The following is a 15,451-nucleotide window of genomic DNA, read 5'->3' as shown; positions in this document are numbered from 1 at the left end:
TTAACCATGCGCTATGCCTGATATAGAGACTTAAGTCGTCGGCGATGCCTTGGTAAAATTTGCTGTATCAGCCAGCCATTTATCAATTTGCGCCGGCACAAAGCACAATTCAAGATCGGTATAAATGGCAATATGCAAATCACGACCTGTCAAACCATCATATTCGACGTTTTCGAGCTCTTTGGTACAGGCAGCCAGGAATTGCGCAGTTTCTTTAGCCTGGTCTTCCGCTGTCATATCAGACTTGCCTTTTTTCTTGAGCCTGTCCATAGCGCGGTTTTGCGCTTGTGCTTTGGCAGCAGCATAGACTTTAGTACCAGGGCCAAACAAATGCGCACGCATGGGGCGATTCAGATCTGGCTGACCGTCTACATTGTCTGCATACATGAGTTCTTCATTACCGTCACGCAGATGCAAGATACCTGTGGATTGCAGGGCATATTTTTTGATACTTGACATAATTTTCTCTTTCGCGTTGATGTTAAATGCCCGTGCCCGCCCGATGCTCCCCGCGAAAGGAAGACATCAGGCAGGTCGGTACGAGGATGGACTTGCGCCCGAAAGTAGGGGACTCCTCAAAATTGAGGAGTCCTGTTTGATTAAGAAGCAGCGACGACGACCGGGGCTTTGCAGATACCGATCATGGCGGTGCGAGTCATGAATTCGCCTTCTTTGGAACCGGACAATTCCCAACCAGCTACCAACACATCGAGGTAATGCACTTCGCCATCTGGGTAGGTGATTTTCATGCTGTAGTGATTTGGTGAAGCTTCTGCAGCCTTGAGAATGACCTGACCAGCATCTGCCGGTACATCTGCACAGACCAGGTCACCTTCGCCATAGTCTGGGGAGCCTTTGGATTTTTCTACAGCACCAGCAATAGGGTTGAATTTATTGATCGGGCGCTTGGAGCCATAAGGCAGGAAAGCAGATACCTTGCCGATGGTGGTGTAGGTGATGTTGGTGGAGCCATAGCCAGAAGCATCGTATGACGCTGGCAGGCTGGCAGAGATGGCGTAGATGGTATCGGTAAAACTTGCTGCAGCGGTATGTGCGGGCATGGTGTTTCCTTTCGATTGGGTGGTACAAATGAAAAAGCCACCCAAAAGGTGGCGGTGGAGGTAACTGGTACTGCTTGTTCTATTCGCTAAAGGTGACGAAGAAGTCTTGTGTTTGCATGAAGATGCCTAACTCGTCATCCCTGAAGTCTGGGCCATCTGGTTCGCGCAGGATGCTATCTACTGTGACACCTGCGATGCTGCCCCTGGTACGTGGTACGGCTGCGCGCACCAGGCGCATGATTTGTTTTTGCTCTGGGTAGCTGCTGGCCATGACGGTAATTTGCACCCGGGCGCGGCAGGTTTTGCTTTGTTCTGATATTTCGCCGTACCACCATCCTGAAATATGGTTGATGGCAATAGCTGGCAGTTCGGTACCCTCTGGCACCAGACCTGCCATGATCTTGCTGGCGGCCACGACCGCTGTCAGCGGCGCATTGTTTGCCAGCAGGTAGCGGATGACCTTTACGTCAGACATCAGGCGGCCTTGTTTTTACGCTTTTCTGCTTTGGGTGGCTCTACCTGCTCTGGCTTGTAGTGCTCGACCACAATGCCAGCGGCTTGCAGCTCTGCGGTGATGGCTTGCAGGCCTACTGTGAGGCCGGGGTAGGTCTCACCTTCTACTGTGGCCATGTAGGCTTGCTCAAGCTCTGACAGCTCGCCTGTGTAGTAGCCGCGCTCTTGCGGGTCGAAGCCGCAGAGGATGATCTTTGCGGCACCCATGCGCACGGCAATGCGAATGGCGGCCAGACCGTTGTTGCGGATTTCTACCTGGTGGGCGGGGCCGATATCTACACGCTCGTACATGAGGCCTGCGTAGAGGGCATCTGTATCGGGGTCATCAATGCCGCAGACCTTGATGCCTGCGAAATCTGGCGCTTGCGCCAGGAAGGTGGGGCCAGGGTCGAGAGCAAGGAACAGGTCAGCCCAGGGGGCCAGAGCAACCGTGTGATTAAGGGCGATGCAGCGATGCTGGCGCATGGCGTCTGCCACGGCTTGGCTCATGCTGGGGCCTGCGGCAAGGATGGCAACAGTTTGCCCTGACCATGCCTGGTCAAGATTGAAAGGTGTAGTCATGATGGTCCTGTTAGTCTTTTTCGACAGTAAATTCTGTGTCTGAGGCGTTGATGCCTTGCTTGGTGAGGCGCTTTTTGATTGCTTCACCGACTGCCTGAATTGCTGCACCAGCTTGCGTATCCAGCGCGGGGCGCATGTAGGGTTTTGCCCTTGCACCAGGGTGTAGGACAGATTCTGCAAAAACATTGCCAAACAATAGCGATGCGGCCTTTTTTGGCTTAATGCCATGGGCAGCGGTGCCAAATTCAACAAAACGCCAGTAAAAGGCTTTTTTACTGCCTGCCTTGACGGTGGCAGTAACAACGCCGCGCTTGCTGCGGGTGCTGATGCGCAGGCTGGCGCGCAGGTCGCCATGTTCTACGGGTACATTTTCTTTTGCGGCATCCAAAATAACCTTGGCCCCGGCGCGCAGGGATGAGCGCATGATGTTGGCTTCTATCTTGGCGGGCAGCTGATCAAGGAACTTTTGCAGTTCATCGCCGCCTTTGATGTTGGTAAAAGCTGCCATTAGCTTGAGTACCTTTCTACCAAAAATTCGATGCCGTCTTTTTTGCCTATCTCTGCCGGGTCGGTCACGATCTGGTAGGTCACAGGGTTTGGCCTGTCGATGATGATGCGCATAGTGGCATTGATATCAGTGCGGTACCGCATGCGGATGCGGGTACGGCTGACATTGACCTGCAATTTATCGCCCCTGGTCGTTTCACTGGACTTGGACGGCAAAATATCTTGCACGTTGCAATAGAACACGCCCAGCAGTGCCCAGTTTGGCACTTCGCTGCCATAGTCGGCATCGTTGCCTGACTGTTTGTATTCAACCCGGCAGCGGCGATCAAGGGAACCGATGTTCATAGACGACCATGCACCTTTTCTGGGTCCAGCAGGCAATCGATGAAGCTTGCTGGCAACTGATCAAACGTAAGCCCCGCAACGAACTGCTGGCGCACTTCCCACATGGTGCCTATGCGTACCAGCATCCAGTGTTTAATGCACGCTGGCACCGCGCTTGCATCACCATAACCACCGACGAAGCGCACCTTGACGGCATTGATCTGCTGGCGCGTTGTAGGCCAGGCGCAGCCATAGGCGGGCATGATGCGGGCAGGTATGCTGGCTGCGTCAACAATGTACTTTTCTTCTGCCAGTGTCTGCGTATTACCATCGCCATCGATGTAGGTGATGGCAGACACAGTTTGCAAGGGTGGCAGGCGGATATCCGGGTCTGTAAAGCGTGGGTTGCAGTAGCGCGGGAAGCTGTCGTAATAGCTGTCCAGCGTCTGGGTGACCAGGTAGCGGCGCAACTCTTGCTCTGCATGCTGGCGAGCTGCTGTGATCAACATCCTGACCAATGGGTCTGCCGTGCTGTTGGTGCTGGGGGCTTCTGCGCCCAGATCCGCATCGGCAATATTGTCTGTATAGGTGGTGGCAGTATTGTTGCTGAGAGTAGTCAGCAACAGATAGGTGCTGCCACCAGCAATAGTGCGATAGACCTTGCGGGCGGTAACCATGGAACCACCAACAGGAATGGCCGTTAGCGTTACCTGGCCATTGACTGTTTTGTCTACCACATTGGCAGCTGCCGATATGGTGCCCGCCTGCGTTTCACCATCCGCAGTCACGAAGGTGACGCGGTAACGGTGCACACCGTTGTTGACATTGCCTGGTGCAACTGGAGATGCCATGGCGGGTGTCAGTGCACCGGCTGCTGGCTCTTTGTTAGAGTCGTCGAGGCGCAAATGCGCCATGACTTCAGCAACAGAAACTGGCTCAGTGGCTGGGCCTTGGTAGACGACGATGGTCATTTTTTCTTAGGCGTGGCTTTTGGGGTGGTGATGATGGCTTTGTTTTCAAGCAAATCTGCCTGGCGGTCTTCTGCCGGTTCAAACCAACTGGGGTCGGCATTGGCCATGAGGTATTCAGACAGGTCGGCTTCTGAGCCTGCTGTGAAATTCTCAGCAAAGCGACCGTCTTGACTTCCTTTGAAGTCTTGTAAAATTTTGCAGCGCATGGTTTCTCCTGATTCAGGTGAGGGATAAATGCTGTTTGGCGATGGGGGCGGAGTGATCGTAGTTTTTTTCGATCTGCTCTGCCGTGGGCAGTGTTTCTTTAGGAGTGAAATTAAGCTTCAACTCTCCATCTTCCTGTACGTTAAAGCCCACGTTCAACGTGTCATACCCATACAGCCTGGCGGCCTGCGGGTAGTTTGCATCCATCAGCGTAGTGTTATTGGGCATATTGAGCTTGATGCCGTAGGCGTGGGCTGTGCCCAACCAGAATTCAACACATGCCCTGCCCTTTTCTGCGTCGTGCACATTGGGGTAGGTGAAGTCCATGCCAAACAGGCTGATCTTTGTTGCGCCCACATGGATGGCATAGGCCACGGCATAGGCGGCTGTGCTGTTGAAGTAGTCGTGACCCAGATTGTTAAGCACTTCCTCCAGAGGGAAGGCTTGCAGGCTGGGGTAACCTTCATGTACACGGCTGGTCATGACTGGCGTTTTTGTGGTTTTTAACCACTTGACCATGGCAGCTATATTGGAATCTGGAGCTGCTGCTGCGCGTATCTCTTGTATGCGGACATCATCCATGTGGAACACCAAATCACAAGCGAAGACATCACCCAGGGCATTGATTGCCCAGGTTTCGTCGCAGAAGTTGGAGCGTCCGCCCAAACGTTTGGTTAATTCAAGGTACTGGTCGAGGGATGGCCCCAGGCCGAGTATTGCTATATGACGCTCTTGCACTTGTTCAGACATTATTTCCTCACTCGAAATAGGTTGGGTGCCGAGTTGCACGGCGGCGCATGGAGTGAGCACGCGCCCTATTGGCGAGCCAGCGATTAAGGATTGGCAGTTGGGCTGATCGCTGGCGAATGCAGCAGAGCTTCTGCGCAGACGTAGCCCACGGATGTGGCACCAGTGTGGTTGAGGTTGACGGAGACGTAGCGCTTGTTGCCCTTGTAGCCGATGCGCTTGGTCACTTCTTTGGTTGTGCCGGCAGTGCGTGGCGTTGCTGCCAGCAATGCTGCCAGGGTTTCGGTACCGAGCAGGTCAGCATCAGCGACACTGGTCAGCGTACCGGTAACGTTGCCTTCTTTAACGATGACGGCGACATTGGTACCGGTTGTGGTGATGGAACCGTAGGTGATCAGGAATTCGACACCGCCGTAGCCCTGACGGTCAATCACGCTGCCGGTGATAGCGCCTGTTGTACCCAGTTGAGTGGGGATAATCGCGACTTTTGCACGCGAATTGTTGTGCAGATCATTCATTTTTTGCCTTTCAGAATGGATTTTTGGCATGAAAAAGGCCAGATTGACTGGCCTTTTTGTGCATTGATTTGCGTGAAATTGCTTAGGAAGTCGCGAATTTCATCAGTTTGAGCGCTTCAAAATTCGTGATTCCGGCACCGAAACGCTTACGGAAGTTGAATTTTGTAGTGCCTTTGGCGGTGATATTGTCGCGGATCAGCGTGGTACCGGAGCGATTTACGATGGTATAGGCGCGCTTGAAGTCACCGAAAGCCAGCGAGAACGAACCGGCAGCAATGTCTGCCAGGTTATCGTCCACTTCGACAGTATGACCAAGGATGCGACCACCGAAGGCGCCAGCGGTGTCTGGCTGCCACAGGTAGTAGTTACCTGAGCCATCTTTCATCTGACGGATGATGCCCAGTGTGGCGTCGTTTGTCAGCCATGCGGCATTAGGGCGGTACTGCGCCTTCAATGCGTGTTGAAGGCTAATGATTTTGTCACCTGGCGCGACGGAGGCAAACGCAGCAGACTTGCCGGAGGTGATGTAGCCAACTTTGCCCCATGCATAAGCAGAGTTTGCAACATTGTCGTAGGCCGTGATGCCGCGAGATTTACCGACACCGTCACCAGTGATGAATTCAGCACCGGAACCTTCCGCAAAGCCAATGGCTGCTTCCATTGCCAGATCAGATTCCAGGTCAATGAATGCATCTTCCAGCGTTTCGTTGTACACCCATGGCTCAACTTCTGCAGGGAAAACATCGATCAGCATTTTTGCGTAGGTTGGTTCAGTCGTTTCGCCGCCTGTGCCACCATCATCTACACGGCGCATGGACATACCGGATTTTTTCACCATTTTTTGATACTGCTTGGTGCCGATGGTGACGACGTTTGCCAGACGATACATGGAGCATGTAATCTGCGCGACACGGTCAATGGTTTTATCCATTTCTGGCAATACAAGGTAACCACCGTCTGGGTCGCTGCCGCTGTTCATTGCTTTTTGCTGCAGATCGTTCAAACCGCTGTCATGCCCCTTGCGAATGAACTGGGCAAAGGCTTTGCGGTGGGCTATCTGGTCTTCAGTTGGGCCTTTGCCATCATCGCCAACTGTTGGACGACCGGCTTTTTTCTCAATCTCGACCAGAGACTTGCGAATCTCTGCCATGTCGTCGTTGATTTTACCCAGCTTGGCGTCGAATTCTGCGGGTGCATGACCTTTTTCTTCGACTGCCTTGATGCGGGCATCGTTGGTTTTTTTGAATTCTTCCCAGGCCTCACCCTGCTTTTGAATGAGTTCTGCGACTTCGTTTGCGGTTGGCATAATTTTTCCTTCATAAAAAAACCGCCCAGAAGGCGGTTTTGTGTGATTTGATGAACCGCTCAGGCGGCGAATAGATCGTTTCTACGCTTAAGCGCGTTGACGATTTGCTGCATGTCGCTTGCATCAGAATCACTCTGACTAAAGCTTTTTATCCGCCCTATAAAAGCGACGGCTTCCGCACGTGACATACCTGACTCTCTCAGGTAATGCTCAGCGTCGCGGATTGATTCAATTTTTTCTATGCTCTTGACGCCTTGCACGCGGGCGGCGTCGTTGGCGGGAAAGGTGACCAGGGAGACTTCCCATAAGTCCACGGCTTTTAAGGTGCGAATGCCAGTCACGCGGTCGTATGAATCTTCACGGCTGACGAAGCCTATGGACAGCCCGCTGATGGCCTTCATTTTGAGCAATTCGTAAGCTTCGGCCCCACGTACAGTTTTCAGGGCAAGCTGGCCCGCGACTTTGAGGCCGATATTGTCTTCCGACATGGAGGTGTAAACTCCTATAGGCTCAGCACTGCGGTGCTGCCACAACAATGAGGGCATCTTCCCAGATGCTTTGCCAGCGGCTAGTGTCGCTGAGAATGCACCTTGTGCTACTACTTCATCATAACTATCGACCACACCGAAGACAGAGCCGTAGCCTTCAAATGTACCGTCTTCTTTGAGGTCTTTCAGCTCAAAGCCAAAGTCACGCTTTTCTAATGTCATGTGGTTGCTCCTTGAGCGTCAGGCACTGTGCCAACGATGTTGGCAGGGATTCGTAATTTATCGCTTTCCGGATCATCATCCGGGTTGAGGTCAAGCTTGCCGCGGCCTTCGTTCGGGGTCATGAGACCGCCGTTGACGAGGCCGAGCAGGTAATCTTTTGTGTCTTTCAGACTGCCGCGCATCATGCCTTCTTCAACGAAGTTGGAGTAGTAACCGGCTTTGCGGTCTTTGTCAGTCAGGAGGTTGGCGTCGATGGATTGTTCAAATCTTGTGTACCAGGGTGCCAGTGTGTGCACAACGTGGGCCAGGAACATTTGTTCTGCACTGGCGAAGGTGGCGGCCTTGTCGCTGTAACCCACCATGATGGGCAGGACGCGGGCAAAGCGGCATATTTCTTCGATCTGGAATTTACGGGTTTCGAGCGACTGGGCATCAACACCTGACATTTGGGTGTTGATCCATTTGGCACTACGGTCGAGTATCAGTGGCTTGCCTGTGTTTTCTACGCCTGCGTTATTTTCGTGAACCCACTTTTCTAACGATGCATGCTGAGTTTCATTCAAACTACCTTCGACAGAGTACATGCCAGATGGACGAACACCATTGCTGTGAAGCCTGCCAACAGATTCTTCTGTAGCCATTGCCAAACCGATTGCTTCACGCGCCAGAGTGACTGGGCTGAGGGCTTGCCAGCCGTTCCAGCTTGGGCCGCGCAGGTGCCAAATCTGGTCTTGCTTGAAGGTTTGGAAATCACCGTTTTTGCCCCGAACCTCGTAGGTGAGTGACCAGTCTTCGGCACGTTTGACGGTGACCTGGCCTGGCTCAAACGGAATCAGCTCTAAAATGTTGCCGCTACCACTGCGGTTGATGAAGGAAAATGCTTGCCCACAAAGCACTACATGCCAGGCAAGCATCTCACGATATTCAAAGCTGGTTTGCCAGCCGTTTGGCCTGTTGGCGAGTACGTCATACAGTGGATGGTCAACTGCAGGAACTCGCTTCTTACCATCTTTACTGACCTGCATCAGTTTGAGTGGCACTTGCGCTACGCCTTCGCCGATGACACGGCAGCAGGAAAAGACAGCCGACACCTTGATTGCGTTTTCTACGGTGACGGATTTGCCAGCAAAGCTGAGCATACCCCTGACCATGTCACGAAACACATCCCAGGTGGACAGCGACTTTTTCCGCTGTGGCCACAGGTGCTTGAATATCGACACTAATTTTTCTCCCAAAAACTTTTCTCTTGCACTGCGTTTGTCAGCAAGCCGACTGCCATTACTGCCGCCACAGCGCCATCCACCCGGCCTGTTGCGCGTTCTTTGGCGATCTTGCGGTTGCCTGCTGGGTCGCTGACAACGACTGCATTTGCCATGCACCAGGTCATGACGGGGTTGTTGTTGTGCCTGATTTCACTTTCGAGCAATTTGCGTTCGAATTCGTCTACTGCTGGGGCCATGTCTTTGAAGCCTTGGCCGAAGGGTTCTAGCGGGGCTATGCTTAGCCCTTCGTTCTCAATCAGATTTTTGAAATCTTCAATGCGCCATCGGTCATAGCTGATTTTGCGTATCTCAAATAGCCCACATAGTTCGCTGAGCTTGTGGGCCACGTGCAGTTTGTTGATTGCTCTACCGGGTACCGCTTCCAAGTGACCTGCATCTCGCCATGCGAGGTAAGGCACGCGGTCTTTGGCGGCCTTGTCACTAAGCCCATCTCCTGGCAGCCAGAAAAACGGGATTAGCCTTGTGAACTGGTCGTCTTCCGTGGGATCCAGTGTTAAAACCAGGGCTGTAAGGTCAGTTGTGCTGGATAAATCTAGCCCTGCTGTGCCTGCCCTGCCATAAAATTGGCTGATTGGCAGGCTATCTGGGTCTGCACAATCAAACCAGACCTCTGGCGGTAACCATGGTGACTCTGCTGCGGTCCATTGGCAGAAGTTTAGACGCCTGACTACAGACTCTTTCGAGGGCATTCCGCGTGCTTCTGTCACCTGTTCGCGCAGGTATTTGAGGCCTGGGATACCGTACTTCAGACTGGGATTGACTTTGTCCCAGCATTTTTCATCTTTAAACGGGTCATCACCTATATCGAGTGCGCAGATGTAGGCGAAGTAGGCATCGTCTTGCAATTGCCCGGCGCTGACCTTGGCGCCGTATTCGTGATTCTCCCAGCAGACTGTTTGCTTGTTGGTGCCGCTGTTGGTGATCATGACGATCATCGCTTGCTGGCGGAACTTGGTACCGGCTCGCATCATGTCGATGACGTGACCGTTACGATGTTCGTGTACTTCGTCAATCAGGGCGATGTGTGGGCGCGGGCCTGACTGACCTTCGTCTGCCGCTATCGGGCGGAAGAAGGATGCTGTTTTCTGGTAGGCTAAATTCCATTCCTTGCCTGGGCTGCCAGCTTTTTCAAGCCGGTTACGCAGCGCTGGCGACTGATCCACCATGGCGATGGCATCGCGAAACAGGATTTGCGCCTGGTCTTTTTTTGTGGCGGCGGCATAGATTTCTGCCCGGGCTTCACCATCAGAAACAAGCCCGTAGAGACCTATGCCAGCGGCAAGCGGGGACTTTCCCGATCCCTTGGCGGTCTCGATATAGGCGACGCGAAAGCGGCGGAAACCATCGGGGCCAAGCCAGCCGAAGAGGCTACCAACGATGAAGGCTTGCCAAGGTTGCAGCTCGAAGGGCTTGCCCTCGAACTGGCCGCCGTTGAGGCGCAGCACATCTTCAAAAAATCCAATTGCCCTGGCGGCCAGAGCCTTGTCCCACTTGAGGCCACGGGCTGGTCCGTCTTCAAGGTCACGCAGGTGGCGGGCACAGGCATCGCGTACATGGGGACCGGCAACTACTTTTTTTGCTACTACGCTTTTGGCATAGGCGGTGACGCGGTCAGAAGTAGTCCGCCGTTTTGTCGTTTCCGCCACCGAATAAATCTCCCTGCGGCTGTACCGCGATACGTGTACGCGCTGCGGGGGACATGCCGAATTGTTGGAATACTAAATTTGCTTGCTTGAAGCTCATGCTCTGTACGATCAGCCAGGGGCTGAGGCTTTCGCCTTTGATCTGGACTTCCTTGCCGTGCTCGTCAGTCTCAGTCTGACCAGGCTTGACCAGGTCATCACCAGCCTTGGTCACTGACAAACGAAAATTTGCGATTGCCACGCAGCCTTGTGCAACCAGCTCGACGTCAATTTCAGTCAGCAGCTTTGCCCGCGATAGCTTCGGTGCGATTTCGCGCCATACGATTTTGGCGCGCTCCGGCAGCCAGCTTGGCGGATCAAGATCGGCCAGGTAATCCGGGTCAGGCTCTTGCTTATTGGTTTTTCGCTTACCCGCATTACCGCCAACCAGCTTGAGTGCAGATGGTTTTGGCGTTCTACCCTTCATATTTACCCCTATGCAACCTGACCCCTACCCCTATCAATTTCGCGGTTATGCAAAGAAAGGTATCGAAGCGGTCTTTAGTTTCTTTCGCCCAAAGATTTGACCCGCCCTATCATAGTGAGGCATCAATTTTTTGGATGGTGCCAGTGATGGTTTTCATCAATCGGAATGCCGTTAATATCGCATCCACGTAACGTGCCTGACTTTTCAAGTTGTTGCTTTGCCCCATCGTGGCATGGCTTACATAATGACTGAAGATTCTCAGGGTCATAGAACAAGGTTTCATTACCACGATGTGGTCGCTTGTGATCAGCAACTGTTGCTGGCGTTATCCTGTTGAGTTTCGCGCAGTATTCACATTCAGGTTTTTTAGTAAGCTGATGGTACCTCAAGCGATACCATTGCTTTGTGTTATACAAGTGCTTGTATATTCCTTTTGCCATCAGCGCTTGACTCTTGCCTTCCTTGATGCTTCGATCAAATTCCAGCCTAACTGCCTGCGAATTTCCTTCATATCAGGTGGCGGGCGCTTAGCTTGAACTTCCTTCTTAAGCCACTCCCTCACCTGTTCTTTTGTTGGCATTTCATACCCCAAAATAAAAAGCCCCACTTGAATGAACAAGCGGGGCAATCACTACCAAGGAGACTAACGACGGCTGTACTACAGGCAAACACCAACAAAAAAGCCCCGTCTTTCGACAGGGCTTGATTTACTTACAACTGCTTTAGTCGCAACTACACAACTTTAGCTGAATCATATTGAAAGTGTCGGATTGAGTCAAGATGCTTTTAAAAGATTTTTTTGATTCCGCATTGCATCAACCATATCCGATCTGGCTATATCATTATCTTGCATCACCATCATCACATGCTGGTGTACAGCATGAAGTCTTGCATACACAGTATCACGATGACAGCCAAGCTCACGCGCAATGCGATCCACTGTTACATCGCCAGCAAGATAAAACCAATCAACAACCTTGTACATATCCGGTCTCTCTTTGCGCATAGAACTAACAATCTGCTCTATCTCCATTGATTGCTCATCCAAATCATGAAAATCACCATAAGCAGTCCCTCTTACCATCAGCCTGCACCCAGCAGCCGATGACGGATAACCAAGCCCACCATCCCTGCGCACCTTAGACCATCTTGCCCAGTCCTGCATCAACCTATCTATGTACTGAATCATCGCCGCCCCTTTGTCCCGTTCATCTTGTCCCACTCACGCTTTACTACCAATTCCAATTCACCCCTTGCTGCTGCCCCGCGCCTACGTTCAACCAGTGCCAGGTAATCCCGCCTTCGCTGCAGGCCATGCAGTTGCAACACATATCGCGCTTCACACTCCATGCGCCATTGATCAGATTCTTTATCCATTCACCATTCCCGCAGGGTACAGCAGGGTATTTATTTAACCCTGCTGCTCTCTAAGCCTTATCTATCAACGTTTACAGCAGGGTATGCAGGGTTAGCAGGGTTATAGATCGTGTACGTAAAAAAATAATTTGCACGCATTAATACATACAGATAAATATTTATTCGCACACGTGCGCGAAACCCTGCTAACCCTGCATACCCTGCTGAAAGCTATATCTGGCGTGGCTTCCAGAGCAGCAGGGTTTATCCTTGTGCCTGCATACCCTGCGGCTAATTGCCCGCACCATACACATCAGCCTTCTCGCGGAACATCGTGCACTGCTCATGCAAGCTCATCTCTTTCGCACCTTCAGGTCGAGGTATCTCAAAAATCATGTACGACCGCTTAGGCTTATCGCTCAGCGATATCTCCCGCTTAACCTTGGTCTCCCTGCTATCCAGGTATCCTGAAAACTTCGTCTGCGACAACGGCTTCTCACCATTGCGGTCACACCAACGCTTATAGACAATGTACAAATCAGAAGTCAGGCAAGAGCAATACGGCGCATCGAGGATGCCCTCACGCCAATTGAAGTGAAACGCATCCCAGCTAGCACGGCCAAACGAAATCACACGCTCTTTTGCCCGCGTCATTGGTGGCTTGGTATGCTCATTAAAATCGCCAAGCGGATACGACAACAAGAATTCATAAAAAGCCTCAAGCCCGCCGTTATTGATCGACGCCACCACACGGTCATAAAATTCCTTATCCCGCATCAGCCTGGCCTGGATAACCAAGAAACGGCGATCTTCCAATTCAATAGGGATAGGTTGCGGCTCATTCGAGAGAAACACACAATTCATGTGATTATTCTCTTCACGCAATGGCAGGTTTTTTGGGTTCACCTGCATGCGCTTGCCCGTGATCATGTACTTCAGCGTACCGTTATGACTGAACTTGTCATCACGCGACAACACCTCTTCAAACAAAGTGAACAGCTTGCGAGAACGCCAGTCAGTAAAACCAGATTCAAGCTGATGCTGGCCCACCGTCGTACCATACTCACCATAGATAGGCCGCAAGATAGAATCAAACAACAAACTCTTGCCGGTGCCCTGTTTCTCACCAAACACCAGCAAAGCGGTCTGCAACTTTGCGCCTGGCTGCTGAAGTGGCAAAGCCATCCAGCACAACATAAAATGCATAATCTGATCTGCATTATCCTCAGATGAGCAAAGCGACTGAATCAGCTCTATAATCGGGTCCACCAGATCATGGTTTTTCTTTGGCGTCAGTGGCCAGCCAAAAAAGATATTTACATGCGTATCAAGATCAACCGTCTGCGTAGGGTCAAACACCAGATTTTTTTGTTCTACCGTTTTGCGGTCAATCCGTTCCTGCCACTTCGCCGTCAACTCAGGCGTGTAGTTCGCCCGCACCGCACCCAAGGTCATCACCTGTCGGCCTATCATGTCCCACACCGTTTCAGTACCACGCAGCAGGGTCAGGTTATCCAGCATCTCCTGCAAAACACCTCCCCCGCTCCCCCGTCAACGGCAACGCCGCCCACCAGCGTAGGCAAGGCTGACTTCTCAATCAGCTTCTTCTTCGGGTTCTCTATCCACGCCTTCGCCTCTGCCTTGCCCACATAAGCATCAAAGGCAGCACGTTTCAATTTACGCTTTGAAATACCGTCCCAGATTTCCGTGGTGCCATAAATCAAGGCAAAGCGAAAAAGCAACGCCTCCTGGGAAATAACTGCAGTCGTTTCAACCGGCTGCGTTTCCTCATCCAGAAAGGGGTACGGGGAATCAGGCAAGGCAACGTCTGAAGCAGGCGGCACACCAGTATTCGTGATGGACGCTATAAACTGATTAATCTGATCCGTCACAACCTGCAAGCCCTCAGCGCAATGCAGATCATTAAAATCAGTCAGCATGGGCAAAGACTCATCCATCCTTGACTGTCGCCTGGCCGCCGTAAACTTCGGCAACATCACCCACGCATTACCAATCGCAGCAGCAGCCTCAACCGCCTTAGAATAACCCTTGCCGCCCGTCAGATAATCATCATCAGCCACAAACACCACTGGGCACAGCGGATAAAGCTCCCGCAATACTCTCGCACCAGGTAGCAGGCCTGACGTATCAAAACAAACAAAAGCCGGGGCCGCATAATTCAGCGCAGCGCGGATGCTGCCCAGCGTCGCATAACCCTCACCAACATAAATATAATCAACATCATCGTCAGTGCAAACCGGTAAATCACCCAGGCGACACATCGCCCCATGCTTATCCATCCCACCACTGAATTTCTTCGACCCATCCGCATTAATCTGCTGCTTACCAACCATCACCACCGGGTCTAGGTCATAGCGCAACATAGGGATGATGATGCCGCCCTCAGGCAAATACCTGCACGACTCAGCCCGCACCTGCTTGCGCACCAGATAAGGCGACTCACCCTCTTTCGCTGCCATGCGCCACTGTGTGCCCGCACGCTTGGCCGCAGCTGCTGCCGCCTTGATACGGTTTTCCTCCGTCTTCTTGTCACGCGCAGCACGTTCAATGCGCGCAGCTTCAAGCACAGCCGGGTCAACAATCACATCACTGTCAGACAACACAAAACCCTGCGATTTCGCCTCTGCCAGCAACGAGCCAATACCCACCTTGCCGCCCAGCTTAAAAGACTTCCACGAAGCCTTCGCCGCACCAGCGTTATAAGTCGATGCCCCCTGGCTCCAGTTATCCCACATCTCAAATGCAGAATCGCCAAACTCAGCCTTCAGCGCCATACCCATGCGCACCCATGTATCGCGGTCTTCAGGCGAAATAAAGCCCAGCGCCCGCCGCGCCGTATCTAAAGTAATCTGTGTCATTCCACAATGTCCCCAGGACGGGGCGTGCGCACGCCAAAATTCAGCGACGGTATTTGTTTATAATCTTCCGAGCCAGGGCGATAAGGCCGCGCATTTGTTGTTGACCGTATCGACGCATAAGGCCGGTTAAGCTGCACCTCAGCCACCTTCTCAACCGCCACCTGCGTCACTATCGCCGACACCATCTCATGATGTTCAGCCACATAGTTTTTGCCCGCCTGCGTCACCCTGATTGTCTTATCTTCCACCACAATCAAAAAATGGTCACGCAGCACCCCAACACGGTAGCTCAACTGCTTCACACTAACATCACGAAACTGGCTGAACTGCGCAACGCCACCCAATTCAACCAAACGCGCCAACATAGCGAAGGCATCAGAATCAGTTTTCAGCCGCTTCATA

General features: G+C 52.3%; 21 protein-coding genes. All 21 read right to left on the bottom strand.

Annotated features, from left to right (window positions below):
• Positions 1 to 30 precede the first annotated feature (30 nt).
• The 21 genes from UNDYM_RS08205 to UNDYM_RS08105 all read right to left on the bottom strand — a co-directional run bounded on the left by UNDYM_RS08205 (position 31) and on the right by UNDYM_RS08105 (position 15,450).
• On the bottom strand, positions 31 to 459 hold the full coding sequence (locus UNDYM_RS08205) for a hypothetical protein (RefSeq protein ID WP_162040611.1): 429 nt from the start codon (positions 457 to 459) through the stop codon (positions 31 to 33).
• A 140-nt stretch (positions 460 to 599) separates the two neighbouring features.
• The gene (locus tag UNDYM_RS08200) at positions 600 to 1,061 is read right to left on the bottom strand and encodes a hypothetical protein (RefSeq protein WP_162040610.1); all 462 of its coding nucleotides are present in this window, start codon (positions 1,059 to 1,061) and stop codon (positions 600 to 602) included.
• 79 nt (positions 1,062 to 1,140) lie between these two features.
• Positions 1,141 to 1,536 (bottom strand): DUF3168 domain-containing protein, encoded by a 396-nt coding sequence (locus UNDYM_RS08195; RefSeq protein ID WP_162040609.1) that lies wholly within the window; start codon positions 1,534 to 1,536, stop codon positions 1,141 to 1,143.
• On the bottom strand, positions 1,536 to 2,135 hold the full coding sequence (locus UNDYM_RS08190; RefSeq protein ID WP_162040608.1) for a hypothetical protein: 600 nt from the start codon (positions 2,133 to 2,135) through the stop codon (positions 1,536 to 1,538). The genes UNDYM_RS08195 and UNDYM_RS08190 overlap by 1 nt, the downstream gene beginning before the upstream one ends.
• A 10-nt stretch (positions 2,136 to 2,145) precedes the next feature.
• On the bottom strand, positions 2,146 to 2,643 hold the full coding sequence (locus UNDYM_RS08185) for an HK97-gp10 family putative phage morphogenesis protein (RefSeq protein WP_162040607.1): 498 nt from the start codon (positions 2,641 to 2,643) through the stop codon (positions 2,146 to 2,148).
• The gene (locus UNDYM_RS08180; RefSeq protein WP_162040606.1) at positions 2,643 to 2,987 is read right to left on the bottom strand and encodes a head-tail adaptor protein; all 345 of its coding nucleotides are present in this window, start codon (positions 2,985 to 2,987) and stop codon (positions 2,643 to 2,645) included. Before UNDYM_RS08180 ends, UNDYM_RS08185 begins: the two co-directional genes overlap by 1 nt.
• Positions 2,984 to 3,937, bottom strand: a complete 954-nt coding sequence (locus tag UNDYM_RS08175; protein WP_162040605.1) for a hypothetical protein — start codon at positions 3,935 to 3,937, stop codon at positions 2,984 to 2,986. Before UNDYM_RS08175 ends, UNDYM_RS08180 begins: the two co-directional genes overlap by 4 nt.
• Positions 3,934 to 4,143 (bottom strand): hypothetical protein, encoded by a 210-nt coding sequence (locus UNDYM_RS08170; RefSeq protein WP_162040604.1) that lies wholly within the window; start codon positions 4,141 to 4,143, stop codon positions 3,934 to 3,936. Before UNDYM_RS08170 ends, UNDYM_RS08175 begins: the two co-directional genes overlap by 4 nt.
• Positions 4,144 to 4,156: 13 nt before the next feature.
• Entirely contained in the window at positions 4,157 to 4,891 is a 735-nt protein-coding gene (locus UNDYM_RS08165; RefSeq protein ID WP_162040603.1) for a hypothetical protein, read from the bottom strand.
• A gap of 83 nt (positions 4,892 to 4,974) precedes the next feature.
• Positions 4,975 to 5,406, bottom strand: a complete 432-nt coding sequence (locus UNDYM_RS08160) for a hypothetical protein (protein WP_162040602.1) — start codon at positions 5,404 to 5,406, stop codon at positions 4,975 to 4,977.
• Positions 5,407 to 5,488: 82 nt separating this feature from the next.
• Positions 5,489 to 6,712 (bottom strand): phage major capsid protein, encoded by a 1,224-nt coding sequence (locus UNDYM_RS08155; RefSeq protein WP_162040601.1) that lies wholly within the window; start codon positions 6,710 to 6,712, stop codon positions 5,489 to 5,491.
• A gap of 59 nt (positions 6,713 to 6,771) precedes the next feature.
• The gene (locus UNDYM_RS08150; protein ID WP_162040600.1) at positions 6,772 to 7,422 is read right to left on the bottom strand and encodes an HK97 family phage prohead protease; all 651 of its coding nucleotides are present in this window, start codon (positions 7,420 to 7,422) and stop codon (positions 6,772 to 6,774) included.
• Complete coding sequence (locus tag UNDYM_RS08145; protein WP_162040599.1) at positions 7,419 to 8,642, bottom strand: phage portal protein; 1,224 nt, start codon at positions 8,640 to 8,642, stop codon at positions 7,419 to 7,421. Before UNDYM_RS08145 ends, UNDYM_RS08150 begins: the two co-directional genes overlap by 4 nt.
• Entirely contained in the window at positions 8,642 to 10,351 is a 1,710-nt protein-coding gene (locus UNDYM_RS08140; RefSeq protein ID WP_162040598.1) for a terminase large subunit, read from the bottom strand. Before UNDYM_RS08140 ends, UNDYM_RS08145 begins: the two co-directional genes overlap by 1 nt.
• On the bottom strand, positions 10,317 to 10,814 hold the full coding sequence (locus UNDYM_RS08135; RefSeq protein WP_162040597.1) for a phage terminase small subunit P27 family: 498 nt from the start codon (positions 10,812 to 10,814) through the stop codon (positions 10,317 to 10,319). The genes UNDYM_RS08140 and UNDYM_RS08135 overlap by 35 nt, the downstream gene beginning before the upstream one ends.
• A gap of 122 nt (positions 10,815 to 10,936) precedes the next feature.
• Complete coding sequence (locus UNDYM_RS08130; protein ID WP_162040596.1) at positions 10,937 to 11,254, bottom strand: HNH endonuclease; 318 nt, start codon at positions 11,252 to 11,254, stop codon at positions 10,937 to 10,939.
• 335 nt (positions 11,255 to 11,589) lie between these two features.
• Positions 11,590 to 12,003, bottom strand: a complete 414-nt coding sequence (locus UNDYM_RS08125; protein WP_162040595.1) for an antiterminator Q family protein — start codon at positions 12,001 to 12,003, stop codon at positions 11,590 to 11,592.
• Positions 12,000 to 12,191, bottom strand: coding sequence for a hypothetical protein (locus UNDYM_RS08120; RefSeq protein ID WP_162040594.1), 192 nt, complete (start codon positions 12,189 to 12,191; stop codon positions 12,000 to 12,002). Before UNDYM_RS08120 ends, UNDYM_RS08125 begins: the two co-directional genes overlap by 4 nt.
• Before the next feature lie 270 nt (positions 12,192 to 12,461).
• Positions 12,462 to 13,691 (bottom strand): DUF5906 domain-containing protein, encoded by a 1,230-nt coding sequence (locus UNDYM_RS08115; protein WP_162040593.1) that lies wholly within the window; start codon positions 13,689 to 13,691, stop codon positions 12,462 to 12,464.
• The gene (locus UNDYM_RS08110; RefSeq protein ID WP_162040592.1) at positions 13,676 to 15,049 is read right to left on the bottom strand and encodes a PriCT-2 domain-containing protein; all 1,374 of its coding nucleotides are present in this window, start codon (positions 15,047 to 15,049) and stop codon (positions 13,676 to 13,678) included. Before UNDYM_RS08110 ends, UNDYM_RS08115 begins: the two co-directional genes overlap by 16 nt.
• On the bottom strand, positions 15,046 to 15,450 hold the full coding sequence (locus UNDYM_RS08105) for a hypothetical protein (protein WP_162040591.1): 405 nt from the start codon (positions 15,448 to 15,450) through the stop codon (positions 15,046 to 15,048). Before UNDYM_RS08105 ends, UNDYM_RS08110 begins: the two co-directional genes overlap by 4 nt.
• Position 15,451: the final 1 nt, after the last annotated feature.

The organism is Undibacterium sp. YM2, assembly GCF_009937975.1.
Taxonomy (GTDB): domain Bacteria; phylum Pseudomonadota; class Gammaproteobacteria; order Burkholderiales; family Burkholderiaceae_D; genus Undibacterium.
Note: the sequence above shows the minus strand (reverse complement) of the source record. Positions and strands in the feature narration are given on the sequence as shown.

Bases quoted from the DNA above. Each gene is read 5' to 3' on its own strand.
- UNDYM_RS08205 (WP_162040611.1), bottom strand. From the start codon at position 459: ATGTCAAGTATCAAAAAATATGCCCTGCAATCCACAGGTATCTTGCAT.
- UNDYM_RS08115 (WP_162040593.1), bottom strand. From the start codon at position 13,691: ATGCTGGATAACCTGACCCTGCTGCGTGGTACTGAAACGGTGTGGGAC.
- UNDYM_RS08200 (WP_162040610.1), bottom strand. From the start codon at position 1,061: ATGCCCGCACATACCGCTGCAGCAAGTTTTACCGATACCATCTACGCC.
- UNDYM_RS08170 (WP_162040604.1), bottom strand. From the start codon at position 4,143: ATGCGCTGCAAAATTTTACAAGACTTCAAAGGAAGTCAAGACGGTCGC.
- UNDYM_RS08125 (WP_162040595.1), bottom strand. From the start codon at position 12,003: ATGATTCAGTACATAGATAGGTTGATGCAGGACTGGGCAAGATGGTCT.
- UNDYM_RS08155 (WP_162040601.1), bottom strand. From the start codon at position 6,712: ATGCCAACCGCAAACGAAGTCGCAGAACTCATTCAAAAGCAGGGTGAG.
- UNDYM_RS08150 (WP_162040600.1), bottom strand. From the start codon at position 7,422: ATGACATTAGAAAAGCGTGACTTTGGCTTTGAGCTGAAAGACCTCAAA.
- UNDYM_RS08180 (WP_162040606.1), bottom strand. From the start codon at position 2,987: ATGAACATCGGTTCCCTTGATCGCCGCTGCCGGGTTGAATACAAACAG.
- UNDYM_RS08120 (WP_162040594.1), bottom strand. From the start codon at position 12,191: ATGGATAAAGAATCTGATCAATGGCGCATGGAGTGTGAAGCGCGATAT.
- UNDYM_RS08195 (WP_162040609.1), bottom strand. From the start codon at position 1,536: ATGTCTGACGTAAAGGTCATCCGCTACCTGCTGGCAAACAATGCGCCG.
- UNDYM_RS08165 (WP_162040603.1), bottom strand. From the start codon at position 4,891: ATGTCTGAACAAGTGCAAGAGCGTCATATAGCAATACTCGGCCTGGGG.
- UNDYM_RS08190 (WP_162040608.1), bottom strand. From the start codon at position 2,135: ATGACTACACCTTTCAATCTTGACCAGGCATGGTCAGGGCAAACTGTT.
- UNDYM_RS08130 (WP_162040596.1), bottom strand. From the start codon at position 11,254: ATGGCAAAAGGAATATACAAGCACTTGTATAACACAAAGCAATGGTAT.
- UNDYM_RS08185 (WP_162040607.1), bottom strand. From the start codon at position 2,643: ATGGCAGCTTTTACCAACATCAAAGGCGGCGATGAACTGCAAAAGTTC.
- UNDYM_RS08105 (WP_162040591.1), bottom strand. From the start codon at position 15,450: ATGAAGCGGCTGAAAACTGATTCTGATGCCTTCGCTATGTTGGCGCGT.
- UNDYM_RS08135 (WP_162040597.1), bottom strand. From the start codon at position 10,814: ATGAAGGGTAGAACGCCAAAACCATCTGCACTCAAGCTGGTTGGCGGT.
- UNDYM_RS08160 (WP_162040602.1), bottom strand. From the start codon at position 5,406: ATGAATGATCTGCACAACAATTCGCGTGCAAAAGTCGCGATTATCCCC.
- UNDYM_RS08175 (WP_162040605.1), bottom strand. From the start codon at position 3,937: ATGACCATCGTCGTCTACCAAGGCCCAGCCACTGAGCCAGTTTCTGTT.
- UNDYM_RS08110 (WP_162040592.1), bottom strand. From the start codon at position 15,049: ATGACACAGATTACTTTAGATACGGCGCGGCGGGCGCTGGGCTTTATT.